Raw genomic sequence first — 26,345 nt, forward strand, 5'->3', positions numbered from 1 at the left:
ATTCACTCACTTGCCGCCGTCCTGCAACTCAAATTGTTTGGGTATATATCACCGAAAAACAGTGAATTATTCTTCCTTGGCGCTGCGGCTGGCGCGGCGACGATCGTTTTCCGTCAGGTGACGTTTACGCAGACGGATAGAGGTCGGCGTAACTTCAACCAGTTCGTCGTCATCGATGAACTCCAGAGCCTGCTCCAGCGACATTTTCACCGGCGGCACCAGTACGGTAGCTTCGTCAGTACCGGAAGCGCGCATGTTGGTCAGCTTCTTACCGGTCAGGCAGTTAACCGTCAGGTCGTTGGAACGGGTATGAATACCGATGATCTGGCCTTCATACACTTCAGCGCCGTGGCCCAGGAACAGCTTGCCACGCTCCTGCAGACTGAACAGCGCATAGGCGACAGCTTTACCCTGACCGTTGGAGATCAGTACGCCATTCTGACGCTGGCCGATTTCACCCGGACGGATGTCATCGTAGTGGCTGAAGGTGGAGTACAGCAGACCGGTACCGGAGGTCATGGTCATGAATTCGGTACGGAAGCCGATCAGACCACGGCTTGGAATCACGTAATCCAGACGTACGCGACCTTTGCCGTCCGGAATCATGTCACGCATTTCGCCTTTGCGCAGACCCAGCGCTTCCATCACCGAGCCTTGATGCTGCTCTTCGATATCCACGGTTACTTGCTCGAACGGCTCCTGACGGCGACCGTCAATGGTGCGGAAGATAACTTTCGGACGGGATACCGCCAGTTCGAAACCTTCACGACGCATGTTCTCGATCAGAACGGACAGGTGCAGTTCACCACGACCGGATACGCGGAACGCGTCCGGGTCTTCCGTTTCTTCTACACGCAGAGCCACGTTGTGCACCAGCTCTTTGCGCAGGCGGTCCAGAATCTGGCGGGACGTTACGTATTTGCCTTCCTTGCCGCAGAACGGCGAGGTGTTAACGCAGAAATACATGGTAACGGTCGGCTCATCCACCGACAGCGCCGGCAACGCTTCCACGCAGGAAGTGTCGCAGATGGTGTCGGAAATGTTCAGCTCGCCCAGGCCGGTGATCGCGATGATGTCGCCAGCTTCAGCCAGTGTACTTTCGATACGCTGCAGGCCCAAGTGGCCCAGCACCTGGTTTACTTTACCGTTACGTACTTTGCCTTCGCTGTCGATGATGCTGACCTGCTGGTTCGGTTTCACCACGCCGCGTTTGATGCGGCCGATGCCGATAACGCCAACATAGTTGTTGTAGTCCAGCTGGGAGATCTGCATCTGGAACGGACCGTTAAGGTCAACGTTCGGCGCTTCAACGTGCTTCACGATGGCTTCGAACAGCGGAGTCATGTCTTCCGCCATGTCGTTATGATCCAGACCGGCGATGCCGTTCAGCGCGGACGCATAAACGATCGGGAAGTCCAGTTGCTCGTCGGTGGCGCCCAGGTTCACAAACAGGTCGAAGACCTGATCGACAACCCAGTCAGGACGCGCGCCGGGGCGGTCAACCTTATTAATGACAACGATCGGCTTCAGGCCATAGGCAAAAGCTTTCTGGGTCACGAAACGCGTCTGCGGCATCGGACCGTCCATCGCGTCTACCAGCAGCAGTACAGAGTCCACCATGGACATCACTCGCTCTACCTCGCCGCCGAAGTCGGCGTGTCCCGGGGTATCCACGATATTGATGCGGTAGTCGTTCCAGTTGATGGCGGTGTTTTTGGCGAGGATGGTAATTCCGCGCTCTTTTTCCAAATCATTGGAGTCCATAACACGTTCGGTGGCTTCGTTACGCTCACCCAACGTACCGGACTGTTGCAGCAGCTTGTCAACCAGGGTGGTTTTTCCATGGTCAACGTGCGCAATAATAGCGATGTTACGCAAATTTTCGATCACAGCTTTGCCTCAGGCATTTTAGAAATAGCGCGCTATTGTACACGTATTAATCGAGCGACTGAACAAGATCACAATCATCTTCCACAAACAACCTGCTGATGCCGGGTCTGTGATCCCTTTCACGGTGCAATAAAGCAGCACTCCTTAAACGAGAGAGCACCAATTAGGTGCAATCACACCAATATGGTGCACTATATTGGTGCGGTTAACTATCTTGGTGCAGTGGAGGAGGACACAAAAAACCAGCAGGAATGCCTGTTAGAACTATTCATAAAAGTTGGCACAGTTTTAGCTATAACCTCTGTACGGTAACAACATCATTCCACAACGATATTCGTTCCACGACGATAAATGACACAATCGGGAGAACCAAGTATGTCAGTAGAACACGTTTTGACGATGCTGAATGAACATGAGGTGAAGTTTGTTGACCTTCGCTTCACGGACACCAAAGGTAAAGAACAGCACGTCACCATTCCGGCCCACCAGGTTGATGCTGACTTCTTTGAAGACGGCAAAATGTTTGATGGTTCTTCGATTGGCGGCTGGAAAGGCATCAACGAATCCGACATGGTGTTAATGCCGGACGCGACTACTGCGGTTCTGGATCCGTTCTTCGAAGAACCGACCCTGATCATCCGTTGTGACATCCTGGAACCGGGTACCATGCAGGGCTACGACCGCGACCCGCGCTCCATCGCCAAGCGCGCAGAAGACTTCCTGCGTTCTTCCGGCATCGCCGACACCGTACTGTTCGGGCCTGAGCCGGAATTCTTCCTGTTCGACGACGTTCGTTTCGGCAGTAACATCTCCGGTTCTCATGTTGCTATCGACGACATCGAAGGCGCCTGGAACTCCAGCACCAAATACGAAGGCGGCAACAAAGGCCACCGTCCGGCAGTAAAAGGCGGTTACTTCCCGGTTCCGCCGGTAGATTCTGCGCAGGATCTGCGCTCCGCCATGTGTCTGACCATGGAGCAGATGGGTCTGGTGGTTGAAGCGCATCACCACGAAGTGGCAACCGCTGGTCAGAACGAAGTGGCAACCCGCTTCAACACCATGACCAAGAAAGCCGACGAAATCCAGATCTACAAATATGTCGTGCACAACGTGGCGCACGCCTTCGGCAAAACCGCAACCTTCATGCCGAAACCGATGTTCGGCGATAACGGCTCCGGTATGCACTGCCACATGTCTCTGGCCAAAGACGGCGCCAACCTGTTCTCCGGCGACAAATACGGCGGCCTGTCCGAAACCGCGCTGTACTACATCGGCGGCGTGATCAAACACGCTAAAGCCATCAACGCGCTGTCCAACCCGACCACCAACTCCTACAAGCGTCTGGTTCCGGGTTACGAAGCGCCGGTTATGCTGGCCTACTCTGCCCGTAACCGCTCTGCCTCTATCCGTATCCCGGTGGTGTCCAGCCCGAAAGCACGCCGTATCGAAGTGCGCTTCCCGGACCCAGCCGCCAACCCGTACCTGTGCTTCGCCGCACTGCTGATGGCCGGCCTGGACGGCATCATCAACAAGATTCACCCGGGCGATGCCATGGACAAGAACCTGTACGATCTGCCGCCGGAAGAAGCGAAAGAGATCCCGACCGTAGCCGGCTCTCTGGAAGAAGCGCTGAATGCCCTGAATGCAGACCGCGAGTTCCTGACCCGTGGCGGCGTATTCACCGACGACGCGATCGATGCTTACATCGAACTGCGTATCGCTGAAAACGACCGTGTTCGCATGACGCCGCACCCGGTTGAGTTCGAACTGTACTACAGCGTGTAATACCTGCGCTTGGACGGCAGGACGAAGAAAATGATGTTCACATTGCCGTCCGATAACCGTTTTCTGTTTATGTTTATTTTTGTTGCCGTGGAAACTTTTCAGCCCATCTTCGGATGGGCTTTTTTCTCCACAAGACATCTTACAGTTGCTACTTAAACTACAATCCAGAATAGTGTGCACTAAAATGGTGCGGGAGTCTGCGTTATGGCAACAGGCACGCTGCCCGATGCTGGGCAGATCCTCAATTCTTTAATAAACAGCATCTTATTGCTTGATAAAGATCTGGCTATTCACTACTCCAACCCAGCGGCGCAACAACTTCTGGCCCAAAGCTCACGCAAACTGTCTGGAACGCCACTGCCGGAGCTGCTCGGTTACTTTTCGTTGAATCTCGACCTGATGCGGGAAAGTCTCGACTCGGGGCAAGGCTTTACCGATAACGAAGTCACCATCGTGGTGGATGGCCGGGCGCATATCATGTCGCTGACGGCACAGCGCATTCAGCACGATTTTATCCTGCTGGAAATGGCGCCGATGGACAACCAGCGCCGTCTCAGCCAGGAACAACTGCAACACGCCCAGCAACAAGCAGCGCGCGACCTGGTGCGCGGTCTGGCGCATGAAATCAAGAACCCGCTCGGCGGCTTGCGCGGCGCGGCGCAGTTACTGTCCAAAGCGCTGCCGGACCCGGCGCTGATGGAATACACCAAGGTCATTATCGAACAGGCCGATCGCCTGCGTAATCTGGTTGACCGTCTACTTGGCCCGCAACAGCCCGGCCTGCACGTCACGCAAAGCATTCATCAGGTGGCCGAACGGGTATTCCAGTTGGTATCGATGGAAAAAGCGGACAACGTGACGCTGGTGCGTGACTACGACCCCAGCTTGCCGGAACTGATGCACGACCCGGACCAGATAGAACAGGTACTGCTGAACATTACCCGCAATGCCATGCAGGCGCTGGGGGAAGAAGGCGGCACCATCACCATCCGCACCCGCACCGCGTTTCAGTTGACGCTGCATGGCGTGCGTTACCGTCTGGTCGCCCGTATCGATATTGAAGACGATGGTCCCGGCGTGCCTGCTCATCTGCAGGATACGCTGTTTTATCCCATGGTGAGCGGCCGCGAAGGCGGCACCGGGCTGGGCTTGTCGATTGCCCGCAACCTTATCGATCAACATTCCGGAAAAATTGAATTTAACAGTTGGCCAGGTCATACCGAATTCTCGGTTTATCTGCCCATTCGCCAGTGAGGTTCACGATGCAACGAGGGATAGTCTGGATTGTCGATGACGATAGCTCCATCCGTTGGGTGCTTGAACGTGCGCTTACCGGGGCGGGCTTAACCTGCGCAACCTTTGACAACGGCACTCAGGCGTTAAATGCGCTGACCACCCAAACACCGGATGTACTGCTGTCGGATATCCGCATGCCCGGCATGGACGGATTGGCGTTGCTGCAACAGATTAAACAGCGCCACCCGATGCTGCCGGTCATCATCATGACTGCCCATTCCGATTTGGACGCAGCGGTCAGCGCCTATCAACAAGGGGCGTTCGATTATCTGCCCAAGCCGTTTGATATCGACGAAGCGGTGGCGCTGGTTGAGCGCGCCATCAGCCATTACATGGAACAGCAACAACCGGTGCGCAGTCAGCCGATTAGCGGGCCGACCACCGACATCATCGGCGAAGCGCCGGCCATGCAGGACGTGTTCAGGATTATCGGCCGGCTTTCCCGTTCATCGATCAGCGTGCTGATCAATGGCGAATCCGGCACCGGTAAAGAACTGGTCGCCCATGCGCTTCACCGCCATAGCCCACGCGCCAAAGCGCCGTTTATCGCGCTGAACATGGCGGCCATTCCCAAGGATCTGATCGAATCGGAATTGTTCGGTCATGAGAAAGGCGCATTTACCGGCGCCAATCAGATTCGGCAAGGCCGTTTCGAACAGGCTGACGGCGGCACGCTGTTTCTCGATGAAATCGGCGATATGCCGCTGGATGTGCAAACCCGCCTGCTGCGCGTGCTGGCCGATGGTCAGTTCTATCGCGTCGGCGGCTATGCGGCAGTGAAGGTGGACGTGCGTATCATCGCCGCCACCCATCAGAATCTGGAATTACGGGTTCAGGAAGGCAAATTCCGCGAAGACCTGTTCCACCGTCTGAACGTAATTCGCGTCCATTTGCCGCCGCTGCGCGAGCGCCGGGAAGATATTCCGCGTCTGGCGCGCTACTTCCTGCAGGCGACCGCCAGGGAGCTGGGTGTGGAGCCGAAAAATCTGCATCCGGAAACCGAAGCGGCGCTCACCCGTCTGCCCTGGCCGGGCAACGTGCGTCAGCTGGAAAATACCTGCCGCTGGCTGACCGTAATGGCCGCCGGACAGGAAGTCCTGATTCAGGATCTGCCGCCGGAACTGTTTGAAACCACCGCGCCGGACGCCACCGTGCATGTCATGCCCGACAGCTGGGCTACGCTGCTGGCGCAATGGGCCGATCGGGCGCTGCGTTCCGGTCATCAAAACCTGCTGGCCGAGGCGCAACCGGAAATGGAACGCACGCTGCTGACAACGGCATTGCGCCACACGCAGGGGCACAAACAGGAAGCGGCAAGGCTGCTCGGCTGGGGGAGAAATACCCTGACGCGCAAACTCAAGGAACTGGGCATGGAGTAACGGCGATTTGCCGTTTTTATCCGTCGCCGGTCATCGCCTGATAGTGGCGATAAAAAGTACAATATGACGTACAAATTCGCCACTATACCCAAAATAATTCAACACGCTCACGCGCTGAACACAGCGCGCTGCGGCCCCGCAGGAATAAGACCCATTTATGGGCCGGGTAAGAAAGCCAACGCATCTGCAACTTGAAGAATAACGAGTATATTTTGTACTTTACTTGCGCCGCGCCAGCAGTATGATCGTGTCGCTGACTGGAGAGGGTAACCATGCTGGAATCCATTTTTTCTGCCGTGACGCACGGCGCTGAAATCAGCAGTGCGGTGGGTCACTCATCGCAAACTGCGATTGCAGCCGTGTTGTGCGCGGCACTGATCAATTTCTTCAGCTAAATCATTGCTGACAAGAAACAGGAAAACAGCCAGTCATATCGACTGGCTGTTTTCTTTTATCATTCCAGATCGGCTCAGATAACCCGAGAGAACTGACGTTCACGCATCTTGCTGCGCAGATACACGTCAAAACACATGCAGATATTGCGGATCAACAGACGCCCTTTGGGCGTCACCTGGATACGATCCGGCAGAATATCCACCAGCCCGTCCTGCGCCATCGGCGCCAGCAACGCCAGGTCCTCGCGGAAATATTCGCCAAACGACAGATCATACGCCCGCTCAATCGCGGTGAACTCCAGTTGAAAATGACAAATCAGCGCCTTGATTACGTCACGGCGCAGACAATCATCACGGGTCAGGGCCAAACCGCGCCACAATGCGTGACCATGCTGTTCGACGTCAGCGTAGTACAGCTTCAGTTCTTTCTGGTTCTGGGCGTAGCTGTCGCCAATCATGCTGATGGCGGATACCCCCAGCCCCAATAAATCGGTATCGCCCTGGGTGGTGTACCCCTGGAAATTGCGATGCAGTTTTCCTTCGCGTTGCGCCACCGCCAGCTCGTCATCCGGCCGGGCGAAATGATCCATCCCGATGAACTGATAGCCCGCCGCAGTCAGGCTTTGAATGGTCTGCTGCAAGATCGCCAGTTTTTGCTCCGCATCCGGCAGATCGGCCTCTTTGATCTTGCGCTGGGCGGCAAACAGACTGGGTAAATGCGCATAGTTGAATACGCTAAGGCGGTCCGGGCGCAGCTCCGCCACCCGCTGCAGGGTAAAGGCAAAGCTGTCCGGCGTCTGTTTTGGCAAACCGTAGATCAGGTCGATGTTGGTGGAGGCGAACCCCAGCGCTTTGGCCCGCTCGATCAGCGCAAAAATAAAGGCTTCATCCTGCTCGCGATTGACCAGGCGCTGCACCTCTTTATTGAAGTCCTGCACCCCCATACTGAGGCGATTGAACCCTTCGGCGCGTAAATGATCGAGCACATCCAGTTCGATTTCCCGCGGGTCCACCTCCAGCGACATCTCGGCTTGTTCGGCAAAGCGGAAATGCTGGCGCAGCAACCCCATCAGGCGGCTAATCTGTGTTTTGTTCAGAAAGGTCGGCGTTCCGCCGCCCCAATGCATCTGAGTGACAATGCGGCCGGCAAACAAGGGCGCGCGCTGACGGATTTCCAGCGCCAGCCGGTCAAGATACTCATCCGCCTTGTGCAACTGACGAGTCACCAGCTTATTGCAGCCGCAGAAGTAGCACAAACGGTGGCAGAACGGGATATGCAGGTACAGCGACAGCGGCCGGTTAGGGTAACGGGCTACCGCCTGAGCAAACGCGGCGTTGTCGTAACTGTCGCTGAATTCCAGCGCGGTAGGATAGGAGGTGTAGCGCGGTCCCGAATAATTGTATTTCTGGATCAGGGATAAATCCCAGTCTATGGTTTGTTCGGGCATGCTGCTCACTCCTTCCGGTAACCGGTCCTCGCCGCACGGCGCGGGGGCAGCCGACGCTGCCCCGACAATACGGCACGCTGTAATCTGTCTTTCCGTTTCGACAGGCACCACAGTTTAACCAACAGACCGCCCAAAAAACACAGAACCAGTAAGGTTATGAGCAGAAACAGCGCTTTCAGCATCAATAGCCGTCTTTCGGATTATTGCGACGGAGCAGTTGCAGCATATCCTCTTCCTGCTCTTCGTCTTCCTCGTCATCGTCCAGACTGATGCCCAATTGCTCCATCAGAATATCGATACGATCCAACGTCTCATCCAGCCAGGACTGTTCTTTGGCCGGCAGCGTTTCGCCTTTCTCCAGTCTGTCCAGCAATTCATCAAGGCGCGGATCATTTTCCAGCATTTCCAGCTCTTCCTGCGGCGACAGGCGAGCGGGTTTCTCTTTCGCCGCCACAGGCGCTTTCACCGCTACGACCGCACCTTCCGGCAGCAACGACACCGGTTTTTTGCTGCCAATGCGCGGGTCTTTCAGCTTGTCGGAAGCGGAGTTTTGCTGGCGGTCGCCGGACGGCTGGGTACGGCTTCCCGCAACATGACCACGGTGCTTTTTCTGACGTTTGCGTTCGCGAGCTTCCAGATCCAACTGCTCACGGCTTTTTCTTTTGATCTTCGGTGCGGGGGCTTTGCGTCCCGCCCCTTTTGATGGTTGTTTCATAGCGTCAATCTCGGGTTCAGATGAGCGGATATAAGGAGAATTGCGGCGGAATCTAGCAGAAAGCATACCAATAAAAAAGTGCTCCAAGAGCTGTGTGCTGGTTTTATTTTTTTCAGTCTGTTAAGACGGTAACACCGCGACAAAAACAGATAAACGCCGCCTTTCTTATCGGTTGCAGGTATAATCAGCCACATAAAACCGTGATCCAGACAGAGACGCAAACTGTGACCCAACAATACAACTACCATGTGACCCATTTCGTCACCAGCGCGCCGGACATTCGTCATCTTCCTGCCGACAGCGGTATTGAAGTCGCTTTTGCCGGCCGCTCTAACGCGGGCAAATCCAGCGCGCTCAATACGCTGACCAACCAGAAAAGTCTGGCCCGCACCAGTAAGACACCGGGCCGGACCCAGCTTATCAACCTGTTTGAAGTAGCCGATGGCGTACGTCTGGTCGACTTGCCTGGTTATGGTTACGCCGAAGTGCCGGAAGAGATGAAACGCAAATGGCAGCGTGCCCTTGGCGAATACCTGCAAAAACGTAACTGCCTGAAAGGGCTGGTGGTACTGATGGATATCCGTCACCCGCTTAAGGACCTGGACCAGCAGATGCTGGAGTGGGCCGTTAATGTCGGCTTACCGGTGCTGGTACTGCTGACCAAAGCCGACAAGCTGGCTCAGGGTGCCCGCAAATCCCAGTTGAACATGGTGCGGGAAGCAGTGTTGCCGTTCATGGGGGATATTCAGGTTGAAGCGTTTTCTTCGCTGAAAAAAACCGGTGTAGATAAATTACGTCAGAAATTAGATAGCTGGTTTAGTACGTTACCATCAGCAGAGTTGCAATCTCAGCCAGAATCCGACCAGTAATACACCGACCAATCCTTCCCAACAGAATCGCTATCCCGATGACTACCGGCTGAGTGTTCCGCCGGTAACATAGGTTTTTGTTATCCAGCTCATCCGCCATTCAGACAATAAAAAACGCCCCGGTCAGAAACCTGACCGGGGCGGCTAACATTCAGCCAAATCCGATTACGTGAAGTAAAAGGTCTGAAAGATAGAACATCTTACCTCTGTACCCTACGCGTTTAACTCTACCCCATTTCCTTTCTGGAAAAAAGGTTTTTTTGTTGTTTAATTTCATAAAAATCGGTGATGAATTAAACAAACTCAAACCGGGTCACACAATCCTGTAGTTTAATTACAGGATTGCTTAGGATTCAGCTGAAAAAACCAACAGAAAAAAGAAAGGCGATATTTCTTATGGCATTCATGGCAAAAATCCGCATAACACCCAGAATCATTCAGACCCGCTTCTTTCACCAGACAGCTTAATGGGCCTGATCCCAGTTGCTGCCGGTGCCGATATCCACCTGTAAAGGCACGTCCAGCTGCATGCAGCCTTCCATCAGATTGCGTATTTTCGCGCTGGCTTCGTCCAATACGGAGTGGTGCACTTCAAACACCAGTTCATCGTGTACCTGCATCAGCATCGTCACCAACGGTTTTTCCTGTTGCAGCCAGGCATCAATGGCGATCATCGCTTTCTTGATGATATCCGCCGCAGTGCCCTGCATCGGCGCGTTAATAGCCGCCCGCTCCGCCGCCTTGCGGCTATTGGCGTTGCGGGAATGAATATCCGGCAAATAGAGACGACGGCCATCCAGCGTGGAGACATATCCTTGATCCGCCGCCTGCTGGCGAGTGCGCTCCATGTACTCCTGCACGCCCGGGTAACGCTCAAAATAGAGGTTCATATATTTTTGAGCTTCGTTACGCGGAATAGCCAACTGGCGGGACAAACCAAATGCGCTCATGCCGTAAATCAAACCAAAGTTGATGGCTTTGGCGCTACGGCGCTGTTCAGTGGTCACCCTGTCGAGCGGCAGACCGAATACTTCGGCAGCCGTGGCGCGGTGAATATCCAGACCTTGGGAAAACGCCCTCAGCAATCCGGCGTCCCGTGACAGATGCGCCATGATGCGTAATTCAATCTGCGAGTAGTCCGCCGCCAGAATGCAGTATCCCTCTTGTGCAATAAACGCCTGACGGATACGCCGCCCTTCTTCATTACGCACCGGAATGTTCTGCAGATTGGGGTCGCTGGAGGAAAGACGCCCGGTTGCCGTTACCGCCTGATGGTAAGAGGTGTGCACCCGCTTGGTCAGCGGATTGATCATCTGCGGCAATTTATCCGTGTAAGTGGATTTCAGTTTCGCCAGTCCGCGATACTCCAGAATCAACTTCGGCAGCGGATAATTCAGCGCCAGTTCGGCCAGCACTTCTTCATTGGTGGAAGGCGCGCCCTTCGGGGTTTTCTTGATAACCGGCAACTGCTGTTTTTCGTACAGAATGGTCCCTAACTGTTTGGTGGAAGACAAATTGAAGACTTCCCCCGCCAGTTCATGCGCCTGCACTTCCAACTCCGCCAGACGTTGTGTCAGCTCCCGCGAATGCTCCGCCAGAATAGCGGTATCGATCAGCACCCCAGTGCGCTCCATGCGCGACAACACCGGCACCAGCGGCATATCGATATTCAGGAACACCTTGCGCAGTTCCTGCTGCGGCTCCAGTTTCGCCCATAACGTCTCATGCAAACGCAGCGTCACATCGGCATCTTCAGCCGCGTAGACAGATGCCTGCTCCAGTGGAATCTGATTGAACGTCAGCTGTTTTTTGCCCTTACCGGCAATCTCTTCGAACGTAATGGTCTTATGCTGCAAATAACGCTCCGACAGGCTGTCCATGTCATGGCGACCAGCCACACTGTCAATCACATAGGACTCCAGCATGGTATCGAAAGCAATGCCGCGCAGATCGATGCCGTAACGAGCCATCACGCCTTTATCGAATTTCAGGTTTTGCCCAATCTTGCGAATGCTGTCATCTTCCAGCAGCGGTTTCAGTTGCGCCAGCACCCAATCGAGGTCCAGTTGTTCAGGTACATTTTCAGCGCATGTGTTCGGTGCGCTCATCGCTGGCGATACAGTACTGTTGTAAACGTTGCAGGAGTATATTCTCTGTGCAATTCCGTTCGGAAGTGTCTCCTCCGTCTGCGTACTCGGTGCACTCATCGCTGGCGATACAGTACTGTTATAGACGTTGCAGGAGTATACCCTCTGTGCAATTCCGCTCGGGGGGGCTTCTTTTGCGTACTCACCATTCAAATCATCATGACCTAATGGCAGGTAAGCCGCCTCACCCGGCTTGATCGCCAGTGAAATCCCAACCAGATTAGCTGTAAGGGTATCAAGACCATCGGTTTCAGTATCGAATGAGAACAGACCAGCGGCTTTGATTCGTGTAATCCAGTCCTGAAATGTCTGTTCATCCAGAATGGTGACATAACCGTCCTGAGACAGCACGCTGGCCGCTTCTTTCGGTTCGTCCTCCACCGTCGCCTTGACGAATGGCACGGCCGGTGGATTCTTTTTGTTGCCGCCTTGCAACCACTGCCCGGCTTCCACATCCACCAGCCAGCGTTTGAACTCATAACGGGTGAACAGTTCGCGCAGTTCCGCCACATCCGGCTCATTCACCGTCAGTTGTTCACACCCCTGCTCCAGTTCAACATCCGTTTTGATCGTAGCCAACTGGTAGGAAAGGTAAGCCACCTCTTTATTCTGTTCCAGCTTGGCAGCCATGGTTTTGGCGCCCCTGAAGGTCAGGCCGGCAATTTTATCCAGATCGGCATACAGGGTATCCAGCCCCCCCAGCCCCTGCAGTAATGCCTGTGCGGTTTTTTCACCCACGCCCGGCACACCAGGAATGTTGTCGGAGGAATCCCCCATCAGAGCCAGAAAATCAATGATCAGCGACGGCGGAATACCGTATTTGGCGCATACCTCATCCGGCCCCAAAATAGTGTTGTTCATGGTGTTGATCAGCGTGATATTCGGCGTCACCAACTGCGCCATATCCTTATCGCCGGTGCTGATCAGAACAGGTTTACCCGCACGTTCCGCCTGCTGCGCCAACGTTCCAATCACATCATCCGCTTCTACGCCGGAAATGGAGAGCAACGGCAATCCCATCGCTTTTACCATGCGGTGCAACGGTTCAATCTGAGCGCGCAGATCATCCGGCATCGGCGGCCGGTGAGATTTGTAGTGCTCAAACAAATCATCACGAAACGTCTTACCCTTCGCGTCAAACACCACCGCGACATGACTGGGATGGTATTGCTGCAGCAAACTGCGCAACATGTTGAGCACACCATACATCGCGCCGGTCGGTTCGCCGGCACCGTTGGTCAGTGGGGGGAAGGCATGATAGGCGCGGTAAAGGTACGATGAACCGTCAACCAGAATGAGGGGATTATCTGCTATTTGAACCATGATATTTCGCGATCGTTGTTTTCTGACATGAAGTTAAGGATGCCATAGCTGGCAGTCAGAGACGAATATTAACGCTCGCTCATTACGCTTTTTGCACAATGCCTCGCAAAAAACCTGTGGATAACTTTGTGCATAGAAATTGAAAGATAATTAACAGAGATACCGATAGAAGTGGAATGTATATGTAATTCATTGTTAATCATTGCATTAGAAGAAAAACATTGACATTGCAGTTATATCAAGACGTTGTTATTGATGTGGATATATATGAAATCAAAATGTTTGCCGGTAAGTAGAATTGTCCAGACATTACCATTAGCGCCGCAACAAAAACAAACGCCACACGCGGTAAGGCGTGTGGCGCATAGAAAAAGCAGAAAGCTTATTTCTGAGAGAGCAGGAATTTCACTACATCAGCATATTGTTTGACGTAGTTGTCCATAGAGCTGGTATCAAGCCCATCGCTTTTTATCATGTACTTGCCGTTCACGAACACGGCCGGAACACCCCGCAGCTGCAGATCGGCAGCAGCTTTCTCCTGCTGCGCAACCAGCGACTTCACCACAAAGCTATTCAGGGCGCTGTCATAATCTTCAGCTTTTACGCCCGCAGCCACAAAGACCTGACGAATGTCTTGCGGTTGTTTCACGGTCTGGGTCTTCTGAACAGCATCAAACATCAACGGGCTGACTTTATCTTCCACACCCAGAGCGATCGCTACCGCCCAGGCCTGGGTCAGATCTTTGCCCAACGGCCCCAGGAAATCGACATGATATTTGGTTAACTTGGCATCGGCCGGCAGCGCTTTCTGAATGGCGTCAGGAATATGGTAAACCTGAGCGAACTGGTAACAATGCGGACAATAGAATGAAAAGAATTCCAGCACCTGAGGGGATTGAGGAACCGGTTTATCCAGCGTGGCATACTGTTTGCCATCGGAAAAATCAGCTGCTGACGCACTGAACGCCAACACCATGCCAGCCAGCGCAAGCCATATTTTCTTCATATCAACGTTATCTCCATAAGTGTCAGTACATCGGTGTCAGCTGCAGCGGTGGTTCCTGCAACAGCCTTACCTGTTCAGTAAAAATAGTGGCCTGCTTTGCCCAGAAATCAGCTTCCTGCATCCATGGAAAACTACGAGGAAAAGCAGGGTCATGCCAACGGCGGGCTACCCAGGCCAGATAGTGAACCATACGCATGGCGCGTAGCGGTTCAATCAATGCCAGTTCCGCTTCATCAAAAGAGGCGAACTCACTGTAGGCATCCAGCAAAATATCCAGCTGGATGCGCTGCTCCTGACGATCTCCATGCAACAGCATCCAGAGATCCTGTACCGCTGGGCCATTACGCGCATCATCCAGATCGACAAACAATGGGCCGTCACGCCAGAGAATATTACCGGGGTGACAGTCGCCGTGCAGGCGCCTGGCTTGCCAGTTCGTATTCCAGCGCAGTTTCACTTCATCAATCAGCCGGGCTGTCGCCGTTAGAAACGACGCTTTTTGCGCGTCAGAAATCAGGGGACTGTCAGTTAACGTGACCAGCGGGTCATCAAGGTATTCCTGCAACCCGACAGTAGGGCGAGTTGAAAACAGATTTCGGCTACCGGTCTGATGAATTCTACCCAAATAACGCCCAACCTCTTCCAGTTGGTCGTCATTGTCCATTTCATACTGACGCCCGCCAACGCTTGGAAACACGGCAAACCAGAAACCATCATGCTCATGCAACGTGTTGCCCTGTAAGGCCAGCGGCGCCACCACCGGCACTTCATCAGCGAACAACTCGGCCGCAAAATGATGCTCTTCGCTAATCTGAGCAGCATTCCAGCGTTGCGGCCGATAAAACTTCACCACATAACGTTTACGGTCTTCATCACTAAACTGATAAACCCGATTTTCATAACTATTAAGCGCTGTCAGGCCGGAATCGACACGGATATCCACAGACCAGAGCGCATCCATGATGACATCCGGCGACAGGGTATGAAAATTGAATACGGAATCATGCATGACGGGCACAGCTCCATCGCATCGGGCTATGAGTGAAGCCGCTAATCCTTGATAACGCCACGGGCACGCAGTAATGCGGTTTTGAAATCTTCTTCATAATCTTTCTGCAAGCCAGGAATCGGCTGTGCGCTATCTGCGTCACGCAATTTTAAATGATAAATAAGGATATCATCAGTCAAATCACTAAGCGCCCCCTCGAACCCGGCTTCCTGTGCAAGTTTTTGTAAAAATTGCACCAAATTCAAATCCGGCTCTTTTTGCCAGGCCGGATGCAGCAGCTCAATCAATTCATTTACACGATGGCATTTCATTATCACTACCTCAAATATTAATGACTGTTTATCTAGTATGGGGAAAGGGCTTGGCCTTGCGCCATACTTTTCCGACAATAACGCATCAAATCATTATGGATGCCAATACGATGATAACAGGTGTGATTCTGGCTGGCGGCCAGTCATCCCGCATGGGAGGAAACGATAAAGGGTTGATTGAACTGGAGGGCAAGCCGCTCTATCAGCACGTTCTTGAGCGTCTGAAGCCGCAGGTCGATACCCTGCTTATCAACGCCAATCGCCATCAGGAGCGTTATCAGCAAAGCGGTTATCCGGTGATCGGTGATATTAACCGTAACTTTTCTGGTCCGCTGGCCGGTATTTTCACCGGGTTAAGCATCGCCAAAACAGACTGGGTCGTGTTTGTTCCCTGCGATGTTCCCGCGTTGCCTCTTGACCTGGTTTCCCGGTTGCTGCGGTTCAGTAATCATCACCTTGCCGCTTATGCCACGGATGGGTCTCGCGAGCATCCGATATTATTGGCGATCCACACTTCGCAGGCCGATAAACTGAAGGCTTATCTAAGTAACGGCGATCGAAAATTGATGCTTTTTCTGCAGCAAATAGAGGCAGAAGCCGTCTCTTTTGCGGATCAACCGTTATCATTTCGTAATCTCAATACGCCAGAGGATCTGGCTCGCTGGCAGGAGCCGCTCCATGACTGATATACCGCTTCTGGCTATTGCTGCTCACAGTGGTACAGGCAAAACCACCTTACTGAAGCAGCTCATTCCATTGCTGAATGCGATGAAGATTCGGGTGGGTATCATCAAACACACGCACCACGATATGGACGTCGATAAACCGGGTAAGGACAGCTATGAACTGCGCAAGGCCGGTGCTGACCAGACGCTGGTTGCCAGCAATACTCGCTGGGCATTGATGACTGAAACACCGGAGCAGCAGGAACCCAATCTGCACTTCCTGGCCAGCAGAATGGACAGCTCAAAGCTGGATTTGATTCTGGTAGAAGGCTTCAAACACGAACCGATCGATAAGATCCTGCTTTACCGTCACGAATCTGGGCGTGATATCGCCACGCTGATCGATGCCGACACGCTGGCTGTGGCCAGCGACTCCGCCTTAACGCTCGCCCTGCCCTGTCTGGATCTCAACCAGCCGGTACAGATCGCCGCGTTTATCCGTGACTGGCTGCGAAGGCGAACCGGGACAACCGGAGACTGAGCGCGTATTGAGGAGGTATTTTATCTGCCGGCAGGCACAAAAAGGGACAGGGTACACCGAGGAAGCATCGCGTAACGCCGGGAGACCGGGCCGCCGGCCATCTCCGCCCTGGCACTCGGTTCTGCCACCGCACCCCCAAAGCAAAAAACCCCCGGCATAACCGGGGGTTTCTTATGTGATGCCTGGCAGTTCCCTACTCTCGCATGGGGAGACCCCACACTACCATCGGCGCTACGGCGTTTCACTTCTGAGTTCGGCATGGGGTCAGGTGGGACCACCGCGCTCTCGCCGCCAGGCAAATTCTTTTCATTCCAACCGTTATGCCCACACTCATGCGCCGCACAACCATCAGAATCCATCCGTCGAACAAGCCAAATTCTTTCTCGTCTCTCTCACCAAAACACCTTCGGTGTTGTAAGGTTAAGCCTCTCGGGTCATTAGTACTGGTTAGCTCAACGTATCGCTACGCTTACACACCCAGCCTATCAACGTCCTCGTCTCGAACGTCCCTTCAGGGGCCTCAAGGGCCCAGGGAAGACTCATCTCGGGGCAAGTTTCCCGCTTAGATGCTTTCAGCGGTTATCTCTTCCGCACTTAGCTACCGGGCAATGCAATTGGCATCACAACCCGAACACCAGTGGTGCGTTCACTCCGGTCCTCTCGTACTAGGAGCAACCCCCCTCAATCTTCCAGCGCCCACGGCAGATAGGGACCGAACTGTCTCACGACGTTCTAAACCCAGCTCGCGTACCACTTTAAATGGCGAACAGCCATACCCTTGGGACCTACTTCAGCCCCAGGATGTGATGAGCCGACATCGAGGTGCCAAACACCGCCGTCGATATGAACTCTTGGGCGGTATCAGCCTGTTATCCCCGGAGTACCTTTTATCCGTTGAGCGATGGCCCTTCCATTCAGAACCACCGGATCACTAAGACCTGCTTTCGCACCTGCTCGAGCCGTCACTCTCGCAGTCAAGCTAGCTTATGCCTTTGCACTAACCTCCTGATGTCCGACCAGGATTAGCTAACCTTCGTGCTCCTCCGTTACTCTTTGGGAGGAGACCGCCCCAGTCAAACTACCCACCAGACACTGTCCGCAACCCGGTTCACGGGTCCACGTTAGAACATCAAACATTAAAGGGTGGTATTTCAAGGTTGGCTCCATGCAGACTGGCGTCCACACTTCAAAGCCTCCCACCTATCCTACACATCAAGGCTCAAGGTTCAGTGTCAAGCTATAGTAAAGGTTCACGGGGTCTTTCCGTCTTGCCGCGGGTACACTGCATCTTCACAGCGAGTTCAATTTCACTGAGTCTCGGGTGGAGACAGCCTGGCCATCATTACGCCATTCGTGCAGGTCGGAACTTACCCGACAAGGAATTTCGCTACCTTAGGACCGTTATAGTTACGGCCGCCGTTTACCGGGGCTTCGATCAAGAGCTTCTCCTTACGGATAACCCCATCAATTAACCTTCCGGCACCGGGCAGGCGTCACACCGTATACGTCCACTTTCGTGTTTGCACAGTGCTGTGTTTTTATTAAACAGTTGCAGCCAGCTGGTATCTGCGACTGGGCTCAGCTCCGTCCGCAAGGGACTTCACCATGCCCAGCGTGCCTTCTCCCGAAGTTACGGCACCATTTTGCCTAGTTCCTTCACCCGAGTTCTCTCAAGCGCCTGAGTATTCTCTACCTGACCACCTGTGTCGGTTTGGGGTACGATTCAATGTTACCTGATGCTTAGAGGCTTTTCCTGGAAGCAGGGCATCTGTCACTTCAGTACCGTAGTACCTCGTCATCACGCCTCAGTGTTGACAGCAGACCGGATTTACCTGGTCCACCCACCTGCACGCTTAAACCGGGACAACCGTCGCCCGGATGACATAGCCTTCTCCGTCCCCCCCTCGCAGTAACACCAAGTACAGGAATATTAACCTGTTTCCCATCGACTACGCTTTTCAGCCTCGCCTTAGGGGTCGACTCACCCTGCCCCGATTAACGTTGGACAGGAACCCTTGGTCTTCCGGCGTGCGGGTTTTTCACCCGCATTATCGTTACTTATGTCAGCATTCGCACTTCTGATACCTCCAGCAGACCTCACAGTCCACCTTCAACGGCTTACAGAACGCTCCCCTACCCAACAACGCCTAAGCGTCGCTGCCGCAGCTTCGGTGCATGGTTTTAGCCCCGTTACATCTTCCGCGCAGGCCGACTCGACCAGTGAGCTATTACGCTTTCTTTAAATGATGGCTGCTTCTAAGCCAACATCCTGGCTGTCTGGGCCTTCCCACATCGTTTCCCACTTAACCATGACTTTGGGACCTTAGCTGGCGGTCTGGGTTGTTTCCCTCTTCACGACGGACGTTAGCACCCGCCGTGTGTCTCCCGTGATAACATTCTCCGGTATTCGCAGTTTGCATCGGGTTGGTAAGCCGGGATGGCCCCCTAGCCGAAACAGTGCTCTACCCCCGGAGATGAATTCACGAGGCGCTACCTAAATAGCTTTCGGGGAGAACCAGCTATCTCCCGGTTTGATTGGCCTTTCACCCCCAGCCACAAGTCATCCGCTAATTTTTCAACATTAGTCGGTTCGGTCCTCCAGTTAGTGTTACCCAACCTTCAACCTGCCCATGGCTAGATCACCGGGTTTCGGGTCTATACCCTGCAACTTAACGCCCAGTTAAGACTCGGTTTCCCTGCGGCTCCCCTATGCGGTTAACCTTGCTACAGAATATAAGTCGCTGACCCATTATACAAAAGGTACGCAGTCACACCCAAAAGGTGCTCCCACTGCTTGTACGTACACGGTTTCAGGTTCTATTTCACTCCCCTCGCCGGGGTTCTTTTCGCCTTTCCCTCACGGTACTGGTTCACTATCGGTCAGTCAGGAGTATTTAGCCTTGGAGGATGGTCCCCCCATGTTCAGACAGGATACCACGTGTCCCGCCCTACTCATCGAACTCACGGCCTGTGCATCTTCGTGTACGGGACTTTCACCCTGTATCGTGCGACTTTCCAGACGCTTCCACTGACACACAAGCCGATTCAGGTTCTGGGCTCCTCCCCGTTCGCTCGCCGCTACTGGGGGAATCTCGGTTGATTTCTTTTCCTCGGGGTACTGAGATGTTTCAGTTCCCCCGGTTCGCCTCATTAACCTATGGATTCAGTTAATGATAGTGTGACGAATCACACTGGGTTTCCCCATTCGGGTATCGTCGGGTATAACGGTTCATATCACCTTGCCGACGCTTTTCGCAGATTAGCACGCCCTTCATCGCCTCTGACTGCCTAGGCATCCACCGTGTACGCTTAGTCGCTTAACCTCACAACCCGAAAGTGTCTCGGGATGCAAGTATTTTGAGAGACTCGAACAACATACGAATTCACACTCATATGCCGTCGTTTCAAATTTTCAGCTTGTTCCGGATTGTTAAAGAGCAGATAACATAAACCTGACTATCGCTAATCAGTTTTAGGTTAACGTCGACCGTGCCTTTCACCCACTGTCAGTCATATTGGCGTCCCCTAGGGGATTCGAACCCCTGTTACCGCCGTGAAAGGGCGGTGTCCTGGGCCTCTAGACGAAGGGGACATCACTTGTCAGCTTCGCAAGACGCTTTTGACTCTTTCTTATCATCAGACAATCTGTGTGGACACCACGCAGGCGCTTCAACTCGGTAAGGAGGTGATCCAACCGCAGGTTCCCCTACGGTTACCTTGTTACGACTTCACCCCAGTCATGAATCACAAAGTGGTAAGCGCCCTCCCGAAGGTTAAGCTACCTACTTCTTTTGCAACCCACTCCCATGGTGTGACGGGCGGTGTGTACAAGGCCCGGGAACGTATTCACCGTAGCATTCTGATCTACGATTACTAGCGATTCCGACTTCATGGAGTCGAGTTGCAGACTCCAATCCGGACTACGACGTACTTTATGAGGTCCGCTTGCTCTCGCGAGGTCGCTTCTCTTTGTATACGCCATTGTAGCACGTGTGTAGCCCTACTCGTAAGGGCCATGATGACTTGACGTCATCCCCACCTTCCTCCGGTTTATCACCGGCAGTCTCCCCTGAGTTCCCACCCGTAGTGCTGGCAACAGAGGATAAGGGTTGCGCTCGTTGCGGGACTTAACCCAACATTTCACAACACGAGCTGACGACAGCCATGCAGCACCTGTCTCAGCGTTCCCGAAGGCACGACCGCATCTCTGCAGTCTTCGCTGGATGTCAAGAGTAGGTAAGGTTCTTCGCGTTGCATCGAATTAAACCACATGCTCCACCGCTTGTGCGGGCCCCCGTCAATTCATTTGAGTTTTAACCTTGCGGCCGTACTCCCCAGGCGGTCGATTTAACGCGTTAGCTCCGGAAGCCACGCCTCAAGGGCACAACCTCCAAATCGACATCGTTTACAGCGTGGACTACCAGGGTATCTAATCCTGTTTGCTCCCCACGCTTTCGCACCTGAGCGTCAGTCTTCGTCCAGGGGGCCGCCTTCGCCACCGGTATTCCTCCAGATCTCTACGCATTTCACCGCTACACCTGGAATTCTACCCCCCTCTACGAGACTCTAGCCTGTCAGTTTTGAATGCAGTTCCCAGGTTAAGCCCGGGGATTTCACATCCAACTTAACAGACCGCCTGCGTGCGCTTTACGCCCAGTCATTCCGATTAACGCTTGCACCCTCCGTATTACCGCGGCTGCTGGCACGGAGTTAGCCGGTGCTTCTTCTGCGGGTAACGTCAATCGGTAAGGTTATTAACCTTACCGCCTTCCTCCCCGCTGAAAGTGCTTTACAACCCGAAGGCCTTCTTCACACACGCGGCATGGCTGCATCAGGGTTTCCCCCATTGTGCAATATTCCCCACTGCTGCCTCCCGTAGGAGTCTGGACCGTGTCTCAGTTCCAGTGTGGCTGGTCATCCTCTCAGACCAGCTAGGGATCGTCGCCTAGGTGAGCCGTTACCCCACCTACTAGCTAATCCCATCTGGGTTCATCCGATGGCGTGAGGCCCGAAGGTCCCCCACTTTGGTCTTGCGACGTTATGCGGTATTAGCTACCGTTTCCAGTAGTTATCCCCCTCCATCAGGCAGATCCCCAGACATTACTCACCCGTCCGCCGCTCGCCGGCGGGGAAGCAAGCTTCCCCCCGCTGCCGCTCGACTTGCATGTGTTAGGCCTGCCGCCAGCGTTCAATCTGAGCCATGATCAAACTCTTCAATTTAAAGTTTGATGTGTTTTCCGAAGAAAACGGTGCTCAAAGAATTTACCGTTAGTTCGTATGAATTAACTGTTGTCACTCTTCAAGACTTTTCACAAATATTTTAGTGAAGCGTCCTGCGAGTGCCCACACAGATTGTCTGATTGATTGTTAAAGAGCAGTGCGACCGGCTTACAGCCTGCTGTCGCGAGGTGGCGTATACTACGCTTTCCTCATTCAGAGTCAACGACTTTTTTCTCGTTTTCTCCGCCTCACACCGCGCCGGCTTATCGCCGTTGCCGTGTCAGTGGAGGCGCATTATAGGGAGTTCTTCTGGCCTGACAAGCGATAAATGCAAAAAAATCATCAACTGGATGGTTTTCAGGCAAAACGGGCAGGAATACATCAATATGCCGCTTTTCAGCGGTATAAAACGTCAGAATTAAGGAAAACAATCAGCCACTAACTTCTTTTGCCGACCGAATCCCGAATGATCAGCTCCGGCGTCAACACCAGTACATTGTGTTCCTCATCCGGGTGTTCCAGCCGGTGAAGCAGCGTATCAATCGCCAGTTCGCCCAGTTCATCTTTAGGTTGATGAATCGTCGTCAACGGTGGAGACAGATAGCGCGCCAGTTCGATATCGTCATAACCAACAACGGCCATATCGTCCGGGATAGACAAACCAGCGTCGTGCAAAGCACGATAGACGCCCACCGCCATAGCATCATTACTGGTAAAGACGGCTTCGGGCCGCTGCGGCAATGCCAGCAATTGTTGCATGGCGCGAAAGCCGGTTTCGAATTCGAAGTCCCCAACCACCTCATAACCGGGAAGGATCGACAACCCCGCCTGATGCATCGCTTTACGATAGCCTTCCAGGCGATTATGCGCGGTGGTTTTATCCTGCGGACCAGCGATACAGGCGATGTGGCGATATCCCTGAGAAATCAGGTAATGGGTAGCCATTTCGCCGCCTTGCAGCGAGTTGTCCTTGATGACATCGCTGCTGCCTTCAAAAGGCGCCCAATCCATCATCACGACAGGAATAGAAGGATAACGGCGAATAATATCGGGTGACGGCATGTGGCTTTCAGTACACATCAGCAACAACCCATCGACCCGTTTCTGCAATAGTGTTTCCAGACTGCGGCTCAGACGATGGTGATCGCCTTCCGTATTGCACAGAATCAGGCTGTAACCCCGTTCATAGCAACAACGTTCCACACCTCGCACCACTTCGGCGTAGAACGGGTTGCTACTGGCGGTCAGCAACATGCCGATGGTTCGGGTCTGATTGATTTTGAGGCTACGCGCCAGCGCTGACGGCGCATAATTCAATTGCTCAACCGCTTTCATCACCCGGTCGCGAATGATATCGCTGACATAGCGGTTATTGTTGATAACATGAGAAACCGTTGATGTGGATACCCCGGCCAGACGGGCCACGTCTTTCATCGTTGCCAAGGATCACTCCTGTGCATTCAGGAAAGCATCAATCTCTTCACGCCAGGGAACCGAAGGCTGGGCGCCATAACGAGTAACCGCGATAGCCGCCGCCGCATGAGCGAATTTAACCGCAGCGTCCATCGGGCGTGACTCCAGCAGAGCCGTCACCAGCGCGCCATTGAACGTATCGCCGGCAGCGATGGTATCGACCGCTGTTACGCGAAAACCGGGAATACGTTGCCCTTTACCCTGTTCACTTAACCAGACGCCGCGGCTACCCAACGTAATCAGTACGGTCGCAATGCCTTTATCATGCAATACCTGTGCGGCACGTTGCGCGTCGTCTTCCGTTTCGACCGTGACGCCGGTCAGGATCTGCGCTTCGGTTTCATTCGGCGTAATCATGTCCACCAGCGACAGCAATTCATCAGGCAACGAGCAGGCCGGCGCCGGATTGAGGATCACTTTGGTGCCATTGTCATGGGCCAGACGAGCGGCGGCCGTCACCGTTTCCAGCGGTGATTCCAACTGCATCAACAGCGCGGAGGCATCAATAATTTTCTGCTGATAGCGATTCAGGTAATCAGGCGTTACCGCCGCGTTGGCTCCCGCATGAATACCGATCATGTTTTCAGCTTCGCCATTGACGAAAATCAGCGCCACCCCGGTAGTCTGGCCGGAAATCGCCTCAACGGCGGAGACATCGACTCGGTCGTTGATCAGTTGCTGGCGAATACGCTCACCGATATCGTCCGCCCCGACACAGGCAATAAATTCGATATCAGCGCCGCTGCGCCCGGCAGCCACCGCCTGGTTGGCGCCTTTGCCGCCAAATGCCACGCCATACTGTTTACCGATCACCGTTTCGCCCGGGCGGGGAAACTGCGCCAGATTCAAAATATGGTCCGCATTGATACTTCCCAAGACTACCAGCTTGCCTGATTTCATTACCATGAACCCCGATGTTGATTACGCGCCACCCGTCAGGGGTGGCGCAGTACTGCACGTGCGGTATTACGCTTTGATTCTGTTATTGTTTGGTAACCAGTTTCAGGTCAACAGGAATGATCGGCTGTACTTTTTCGCCTTTCAGAACCTTGTCAGCGGTTTCCACGCCGATGATGCCGATTTGCTCAGGACGCTGCGCCACGGTAGCCGCCAGTTTGCCGCCTTCTACGGCTTTCACGCCATCGGCGGTGCCGTCAAAACCGACGACCAGCACATCGTCACGACCGGCCGTCTGCAAAGCACGCAGGGCGCCCAGCGCCATTTCGTCGTTCTGGGCGAACACAGCTTTAACGTCCGGATGAGCGGTCAGCAGGTTCTGCATGACGTTCAGACCCTTGGTGCGATCAAAGTCAGCAGGCTGGCTCGCCAGCATGGCGAATTTGTTTTTCTCGGCAGATTTCATGAAGCCGGCGCCGCGTTCACGGGCAGCAGACGTTCCCGCCAGACCTTCCAGCTGAATCACCTTGGCGCCTTCGCCCAGCTTTTTGGCGATGAAATCACCGGCGACTTTACCGCCGAAGGCGTTGTCGGAAGCCACATGGCTAACCACTTCGCCGCTGGCTGCAACACGGTCCAGCGTGATGACCGGGATTTTGGCCTGGTTAGCCAGCTTCACCGCATTACCTACCGCGTTAGAATCGGTCGGGTTGATCAGCAGCAGCTTGGCGCCGCGAACGGTCAGATCCTGCACATTGGAAAGTTCTTTGGCCGGGTTGTTCTGAGAATCCAGAATCACCAGATTGTAGCCAAGTTTGTCAGCTTCTTTCTGCGCGCCATCTTTCAGAGACACGAAGAACGGGTTATTGAGCGTGGAAACAACAAGAGCAATGGTATCCTTCGCCAGCGCATTGGCACTGACGGTGGCACTCAGCGCGACAGCGGAAACCAGAGTAGCAATCTTCTTCAAATTCATATTTCAATTCCTGTGTGAATGAAAAGTTATTTACTGCCTTTGTTATCTACCAAAACCGCCAGCAAAATAACCACCGCCTTGACGATCATCTGGTAGTAAGAAGAAACACCTAACAGGTTAAGTCCGTTATTCAGGAACCCCAGAATCAGAGCGCCGATTAACGTTCCCACCACGCGTCCTTTACCACCTGACAGACTTGTGCCACCCAGCACCACCGCCGCAATGGCATCCAATTCATAACCCGTCCCTGCCGTTGGTTGCGCCGATGACAGGCGAGCTACTTCGATAATGCCCGCCAGCGCCGACAGCAAACCACACAACGAATAAACGACCACTTTCACTCTATCAACGCTGATCCCGGAAAGGCGGGTTGCCGCTTCATTTCCGCCCAGCGCATAGATATAGCGGCCGATGCGGGTATGGTGCAGCATGTACCAGGTTGCCAGGAATACCACCGCCATAATCCAGATTGGCGTGGGTATGCCCAGAGGACGTCCGATGCCGAACCAGCCTAGCGCATCCGCCGCATCGGAAAAACCGGTATTGATCGGGCTGCCGTTGGTATACACCATGGTCACGCCGCGCAGCAGCAGCATCATCACCAGCGTGGCGATAAAGGCCTGCACCCGCCCCTTGGCAATCACGATACCGGTGCCGGCGCCGATGACCGCGCCCAGCGCCAGCGCGGCGAACACCGCCACCAGCGCATTGATCTCAAGCCCGACGATGGAAGCCGCTACCGCGCCGGTCAGCGCCAGTAGCGACCCCACGGACAAATCAATGCCGGACGTGAGGATCACCAGCGTCATTCCCACCGCCATGATGGCGTTCACCGAGGTCTGCTGCAGGATGTTGAACAGGTTGTTCAGGGTAAAAAAGTTGGGGCTCATTGAAGACACCACAGCGATCAAAATCAGCAGGGCGATCAATGATTTTTGCTCCATCAGCCACTCTTTGCTGAGCCAGCGCTTTGCTGTGATAGTTTGGGAACTCATGTCTG

At 53.9% G+C, this 26,345-nt stretch carries 19 protein-coding genes, 1 tRNA gene and 3 rRNA genes; 7 read left to right on the forward strand and 16 right to left on the reverse strand.

The features are described from left to right. Positions 1–66: 66 nt before the first annotated feature. Positions 67–1,890 (reverse strand): ribosome-dependent GTPase TypA, encoded by a 1,824-nt coding sequence (typA, locus tag CVE23_RS22100; RefSeq protein ID WP_038664160.1) that lies wholly within the window; start codon positions 1,888–1,890, stop codon positions 67–69. Positions 1,891–2,265: 375 nt separating this feature from the next. On the opposite strand from typA, the gene glnA reads away from it, so the two are divergent. The 4 genes from glnA to CVE23_RS22820 all read left to right on the forward strand — a co-directional run bounded on the left by glnA (position 2,266) and on the right by CVE23_RS22820 (position 6,745). Further along, the gene (gene glnA, locus CVE23_RS22105; RefSeq protein WP_100850351.1) at positions 2,266–3,675 is read left to right on the forward strand and encodes a glutamate--ammonia ligase; all 1,410 of its coding nucleotides are present in this window, start codon (positions 2,266–2,268) and stop codon (positions 3,673–3,675) included. 204 nt (positions 3,676–3,879) lie between these two features. Beyond that, on the forward strand, positions 3,880–4,929 hold the full coding sequence (gene glnL / locus CVE23_RS22110) for a nitrogen regulation protein NR(II) (RefSeq protein WP_033568900.1): 1,050 nt from the start codon (positions 3,880–3,882) through the stop codon (positions 4,927–4,929). Between the two features lie 8 nt (positions 4,930–4,937). Next, positions 4,938–6,350, forward strand: coding sequence for a nitrogen regulation protein NR(I) (glnG, locus tag CVE23_RS22115; protein WP_013315733.1), 1,413 nt, complete (start codon positions 4,938–4,940; stop codon positions 6,348–6,350). A 272-nt stretch (positions 6,351–6,622) separates the two neighbouring features. After that, on the forward strand, positions 6,623–6,745 hold the full coding sequence (locus CVE23_RS22820) for a YshB family small membrane protein (protein WP_022635449.1): 123 nt from the start codon (positions 6,623–6,625) through the stop codon (positions 6,743–6,745). Between the two features lie 74 nt (positions 6,746–6,819). On the opposite strand, the gene hemN is transcribed toward CVE23_RS22820, so the two are convergent. Together hemN and yihI are read right to left on the reverse strand one after the other, a co-directional pair. Further along, positions 6,820–8,193, reverse strand: coding sequence for an oxygen-independent coproporphyrinogen III oxidase (gene hemN / locus CVE23_RS22120; RefSeq protein WP_100850352.1), 1,374 nt, complete (start codon positions 8,191–8,193; stop codon positions 6,820–6,822). Positions 8,194–8,374: 181 nt separating this feature from the next. After that, entirely contained in the window at positions 8,375–8,908 is a 534-nt protein-coding gene (gene yihI, locus CVE23_RS22125) for a Der GTPase-activating protein YihI (protein ID WP_049854806.1), read from the reverse strand. Positions 8,909–9,132: 224 nt separating this feature from the next. Here yihI and yihA point away from each other — a divergent pair, with 224 nt between their 5' ends. Beyond that, positions 9,133–9,777 (forward strand): ribosome biogenesis GTP-binding protein YihA/YsxC, encoded by a 645-nt coding sequence (yihA, locus tag CVE23_RS22130; RefSeq protein ID WP_038917342.1) that lies wholly within the window; start codon positions 9,133–9,135, stop codon positions 9,775–9,777. 151 nt (positions 9,778–9,928) lie between these two features. Here yihA and spfP read toward each other — a convergent pair whose 3' ends face one another. The 5 genes from spfP to CVE23_RS22150 form a co-directional block, all read right to left on the reverse strand. Continuing rightward, positions 9,929–9,976 (reverse strand): small protein SpfP, encoded by a 48-nt coding sequence (gene spfP / locus CVE23_RS23290; protein WP_071892919.1) that lies wholly within the window; start codon positions 9,974–9,976, stop codon positions 9,929–9,931. A gap of 265 nt (positions 9,977–10,241) precedes the next feature. Beyond that, positions 10,242–13,247, reverse strand: a complete 3,006-nt coding sequence (polA, locus tag CVE23_RS22135; RefSeq protein ID WP_100850353.1) for a DNA polymerase I — start codon at positions 13,245–13,247, stop codon at positions 10,242–10,244. Positions 13,248–13,629: 382 nt separating this feature from the next. Next, entirely contained in the window at positions 13,630–14,253 is a 624-nt protein-coding gene (dsbA, locus tag CVE23_RS22140) for a thiol:disulfide interchange protein DsbA (RefSeq protein WP_038664140.1), read from the reverse strand. A 22-nt stretch (positions 14,254–14,275) separates the two neighbouring features. Then, positions 14,276–15,262 (reverse strand): serine/threonine protein kinase, encoded by a 987-nt coding sequence (locus CVE23_RS22145; RefSeq protein ID WP_100850354.1) that lies wholly within the window; start codon positions 15,260–15,262, stop codon positions 14,276–14,278. Positions 15,263–15,303: 41 nt separating this feature from the next. Further along, positions 15,304–15,573, reverse strand: a complete 270-nt coding sequence (locus CVE23_RS22150; protein WP_016942702.1) for a YihD family protein — start codon at positions 15,571–15,573, stop codon at positions 15,304–15,306. Positions 15,574–15,683: 110 nt separating this feature from the next. Between CVE23_RS22150 and mobA the strand changes: the two genes are divergently transcribed. Both mobA and mobB read left to right on the forward strand, forming a co-directional pair. Then, entirely contained in the window at positions 15,684–16,259 is a 576-nt protein-coding gene (gene mobA / locus CVE23_RS22155) for a molybdenum cofactor guanylyltransferase MobA (protein WP_100850355.1), read from the forward strand. Beyond that, positions 16,252–16,779, forward strand: a complete 528-nt coding sequence (gene mobB / locus CVE23_RS22160) for a molybdopterin-guanine dinucleotide biosynthesis protein MobB (protein ID WP_100850356.1) — start codon at positions 16,252–16,254, stop codon at positions 16,777–16,779. Before mobA ends, mobB begins: the two co-directional genes overlap by 8 nt. A 180-nt stretch (positions 16,780–16,959) precedes the next feature. Here mobB and rrf read toward each other — a convergent pair. The 8 genes from rrf to rbsC all read right to left on the reverse strand — a co-directional run bounded on the left by rrf (position 16,960) and on the right by rbsC (position 26,340). Further along, positions 16,960–17,075: ribosomal RNA gene (gene rrf, locus CVE23_RS22165) — 5S ribosomal RNA — on the reverse strand. 120 nt (positions 17,076–17,195) lie between these two features. Then, positions 17,196–20,102 (reverse strand): 23S ribosomal RNA (locus CVE23_RS22170). A 193-nt stretch (positions 20,103–20,295) separates the two neighbouring features. Next, a tRNA-Glu gene (locus CVE23_RS22175) sits at positions 20,296–20,371 on the reverse strand. A gap of 86 nt (positions 20,372–20,457) precedes the next feature. Then, positions 20,458–21,999: ribosomal RNA gene (locus CVE23_RS22180) — 16S ribosomal RNA — on the reverse strand. The 16S, 23S and 5S rRNA genes sit together here with 1 tRNA gene alongside, the layout of an rRNA operon. Before the next feature lie 438 nt (positions 22,000–22,437). After that, positions 22,438–23,442: a ribose operon transcriptional repressor RbsR gene (gene rbsR, locus CVE23_RS22190; protein ID WP_195826148.1), complete on the reverse strand. Its 1,005-nt coding sequence runs from the start codon at positions 23,440–23,442 to the stop codon at positions 22,438–22,440. A gap of 3 nt (positions 23,443–23,445) precedes the next feature. Continuing rightward, positions 23,446–24,372 carry a ribokinase gene (gene rbsK / locus CVE23_RS22195; RefSeq protein WP_049855435.1) on the reverse strand — a complete coding sequence of 309 codons (927 nt, stop codon included), beginning with the start codon at positions 24,370–24,372 and terminating at the stop codon, positions 23,446–23,448. 82 nt (positions 24,373–24,454) lie between these two features. Then, positions 24,455–25,345 (reverse strand): ribose ABC transporter substrate-binding protein RbsB, encoded by an 891-nt coding sequence (rbsB, locus tag CVE23_RS22200; RefSeq protein WP_022635461.1) that lies wholly within the window; start codon positions 25,343–25,345, stop codon positions 24,455–24,457. A gap of 26 nt (positions 25,346–25,371) precedes the next feature. Beyond that, a complete protein-coding gene (gene rbsC / locus CVE23_RS22205; RefSeq protein ID WP_038664119.1) occupies positions 25,372–26,340 on the reverse strand; it encodes a ribose ABC transporter permease in 969 nt (322 codons plus the stop codon). Positions 26,341–26,345 lie beyond the last annotated feature (5 nt).

The organism is Dickeya fangzhongdai (genome assembly GCF_002812485.1).
In the GTDB taxonomy this organism is placed as follows: Bacteria; Pseudomonadota; Gammaproteobacteria; order Enterobacterales; family Enterobacteriaceae; genus Dickeya; species Dickeya fangzhongdai.

Excerpts from the sequence above, each read along its gene's own strand:
- glnA (WP_100850351.1), top strand. The coding sequence starts at position 2,266 with ATGTCAGTAGAACACGTTTTGACGATGCTGAATGAACATGAGGTGAAG.
- glnL (WP_033568900.1), top strand. The coding sequence starts at position 3,880 with ATGGCAACAGGCACGCTGCCCGATGCTGGGCAGATCCTCAATTCTTTA.
- glnG (WP_013315733.1), top strand. The coding sequence starts at position 4,938 with ATGCAACGAGGGATAGTCTGGATTGTCGATGACGATAGCTCCATCCGT.
- CVE23_RS22820 (WP_022635449.1), top strand. The coding sequence starts at position 6,623 with ATGCTGGAATCCATTTTTTCTGCCGTGACGCACGGCGCTGAAATCAGC.
- hemN (WP_100850352.1), bottom strand. The coding sequence starts at position 8,193 with ATGCCCGAACAAACCATAGACTGGGATTTATCCCTGATCCAGAAATAC.
- yihI (WP_049854806.1), bottom strand. The coding sequence starts at position 8,908 with ATGAAACAACCATCAAAAGGGGCGGGACGCAAAGCCCCCGCACCGAAG.
- polA (WP_100850353.1), bottom strand. The coding sequence starts at position 13,247 with ATGGTTCAAATAGCAGATAATCCCCTCATTCTGGTTGACGGTTCATCG.
- dsbA (WP_038664140.1), bottom strand. The coding sequence starts at position 14,253 with ATGAAGAAAATATGGCTTGCGCTGGCTGGCATGGTGTTGGCGTTCAGT.
- CVE23_RS22145 (WP_100850354.1), bottom strand. The coding sequence starts at position 15,262 with ATGCATGATTCCGTATTCAATTTTCATACCCTGTCGCCGGATGTCATC.
- CVE23_RS22150 (WP_016942702.1), bottom strand. The coding sequence starts at position 15,573 with ATGAAATGCCATCGTGTAAATGAATTGATTGAGCTGCTGCATCCGGCC.
- mobA (WP_100850355.1), top strand. The coding sequence starts at position 15,684 with ATGATAACAGGTGTGATTCTGGCTGGCGGCCAGTCATCCCGCATGGGA.
- mobB (WP_100850356.1), top strand. The coding sequence starts at position 16,252 with ATGACTGATATACCGCTTCTGGCTATTGCTGCTCACAGTGGTACAGGC.
- rbsK (WP_049855435.1), bottom strand. The coding sequence starts at position 24,372 with ATGAAATCAGGCAAGCTGGTAGTCTTGGGAAGTATCAATGCGGACCAT.
- rbsB (WP_022635461.1), bottom strand. The coding sequence starts at position 25,345 with ATGAATTTGAAGAAGATTGCTACTCTGGTTTCCGCTGTCGCGCTGAGT.
- rbsC (WP_038664119.1), bottom strand. The coding sequence starts at position 26,340 with ATGAGTTCCCAAACTATCACAGCAAAGCGCTGGCTCAGCAAAGAGTGG.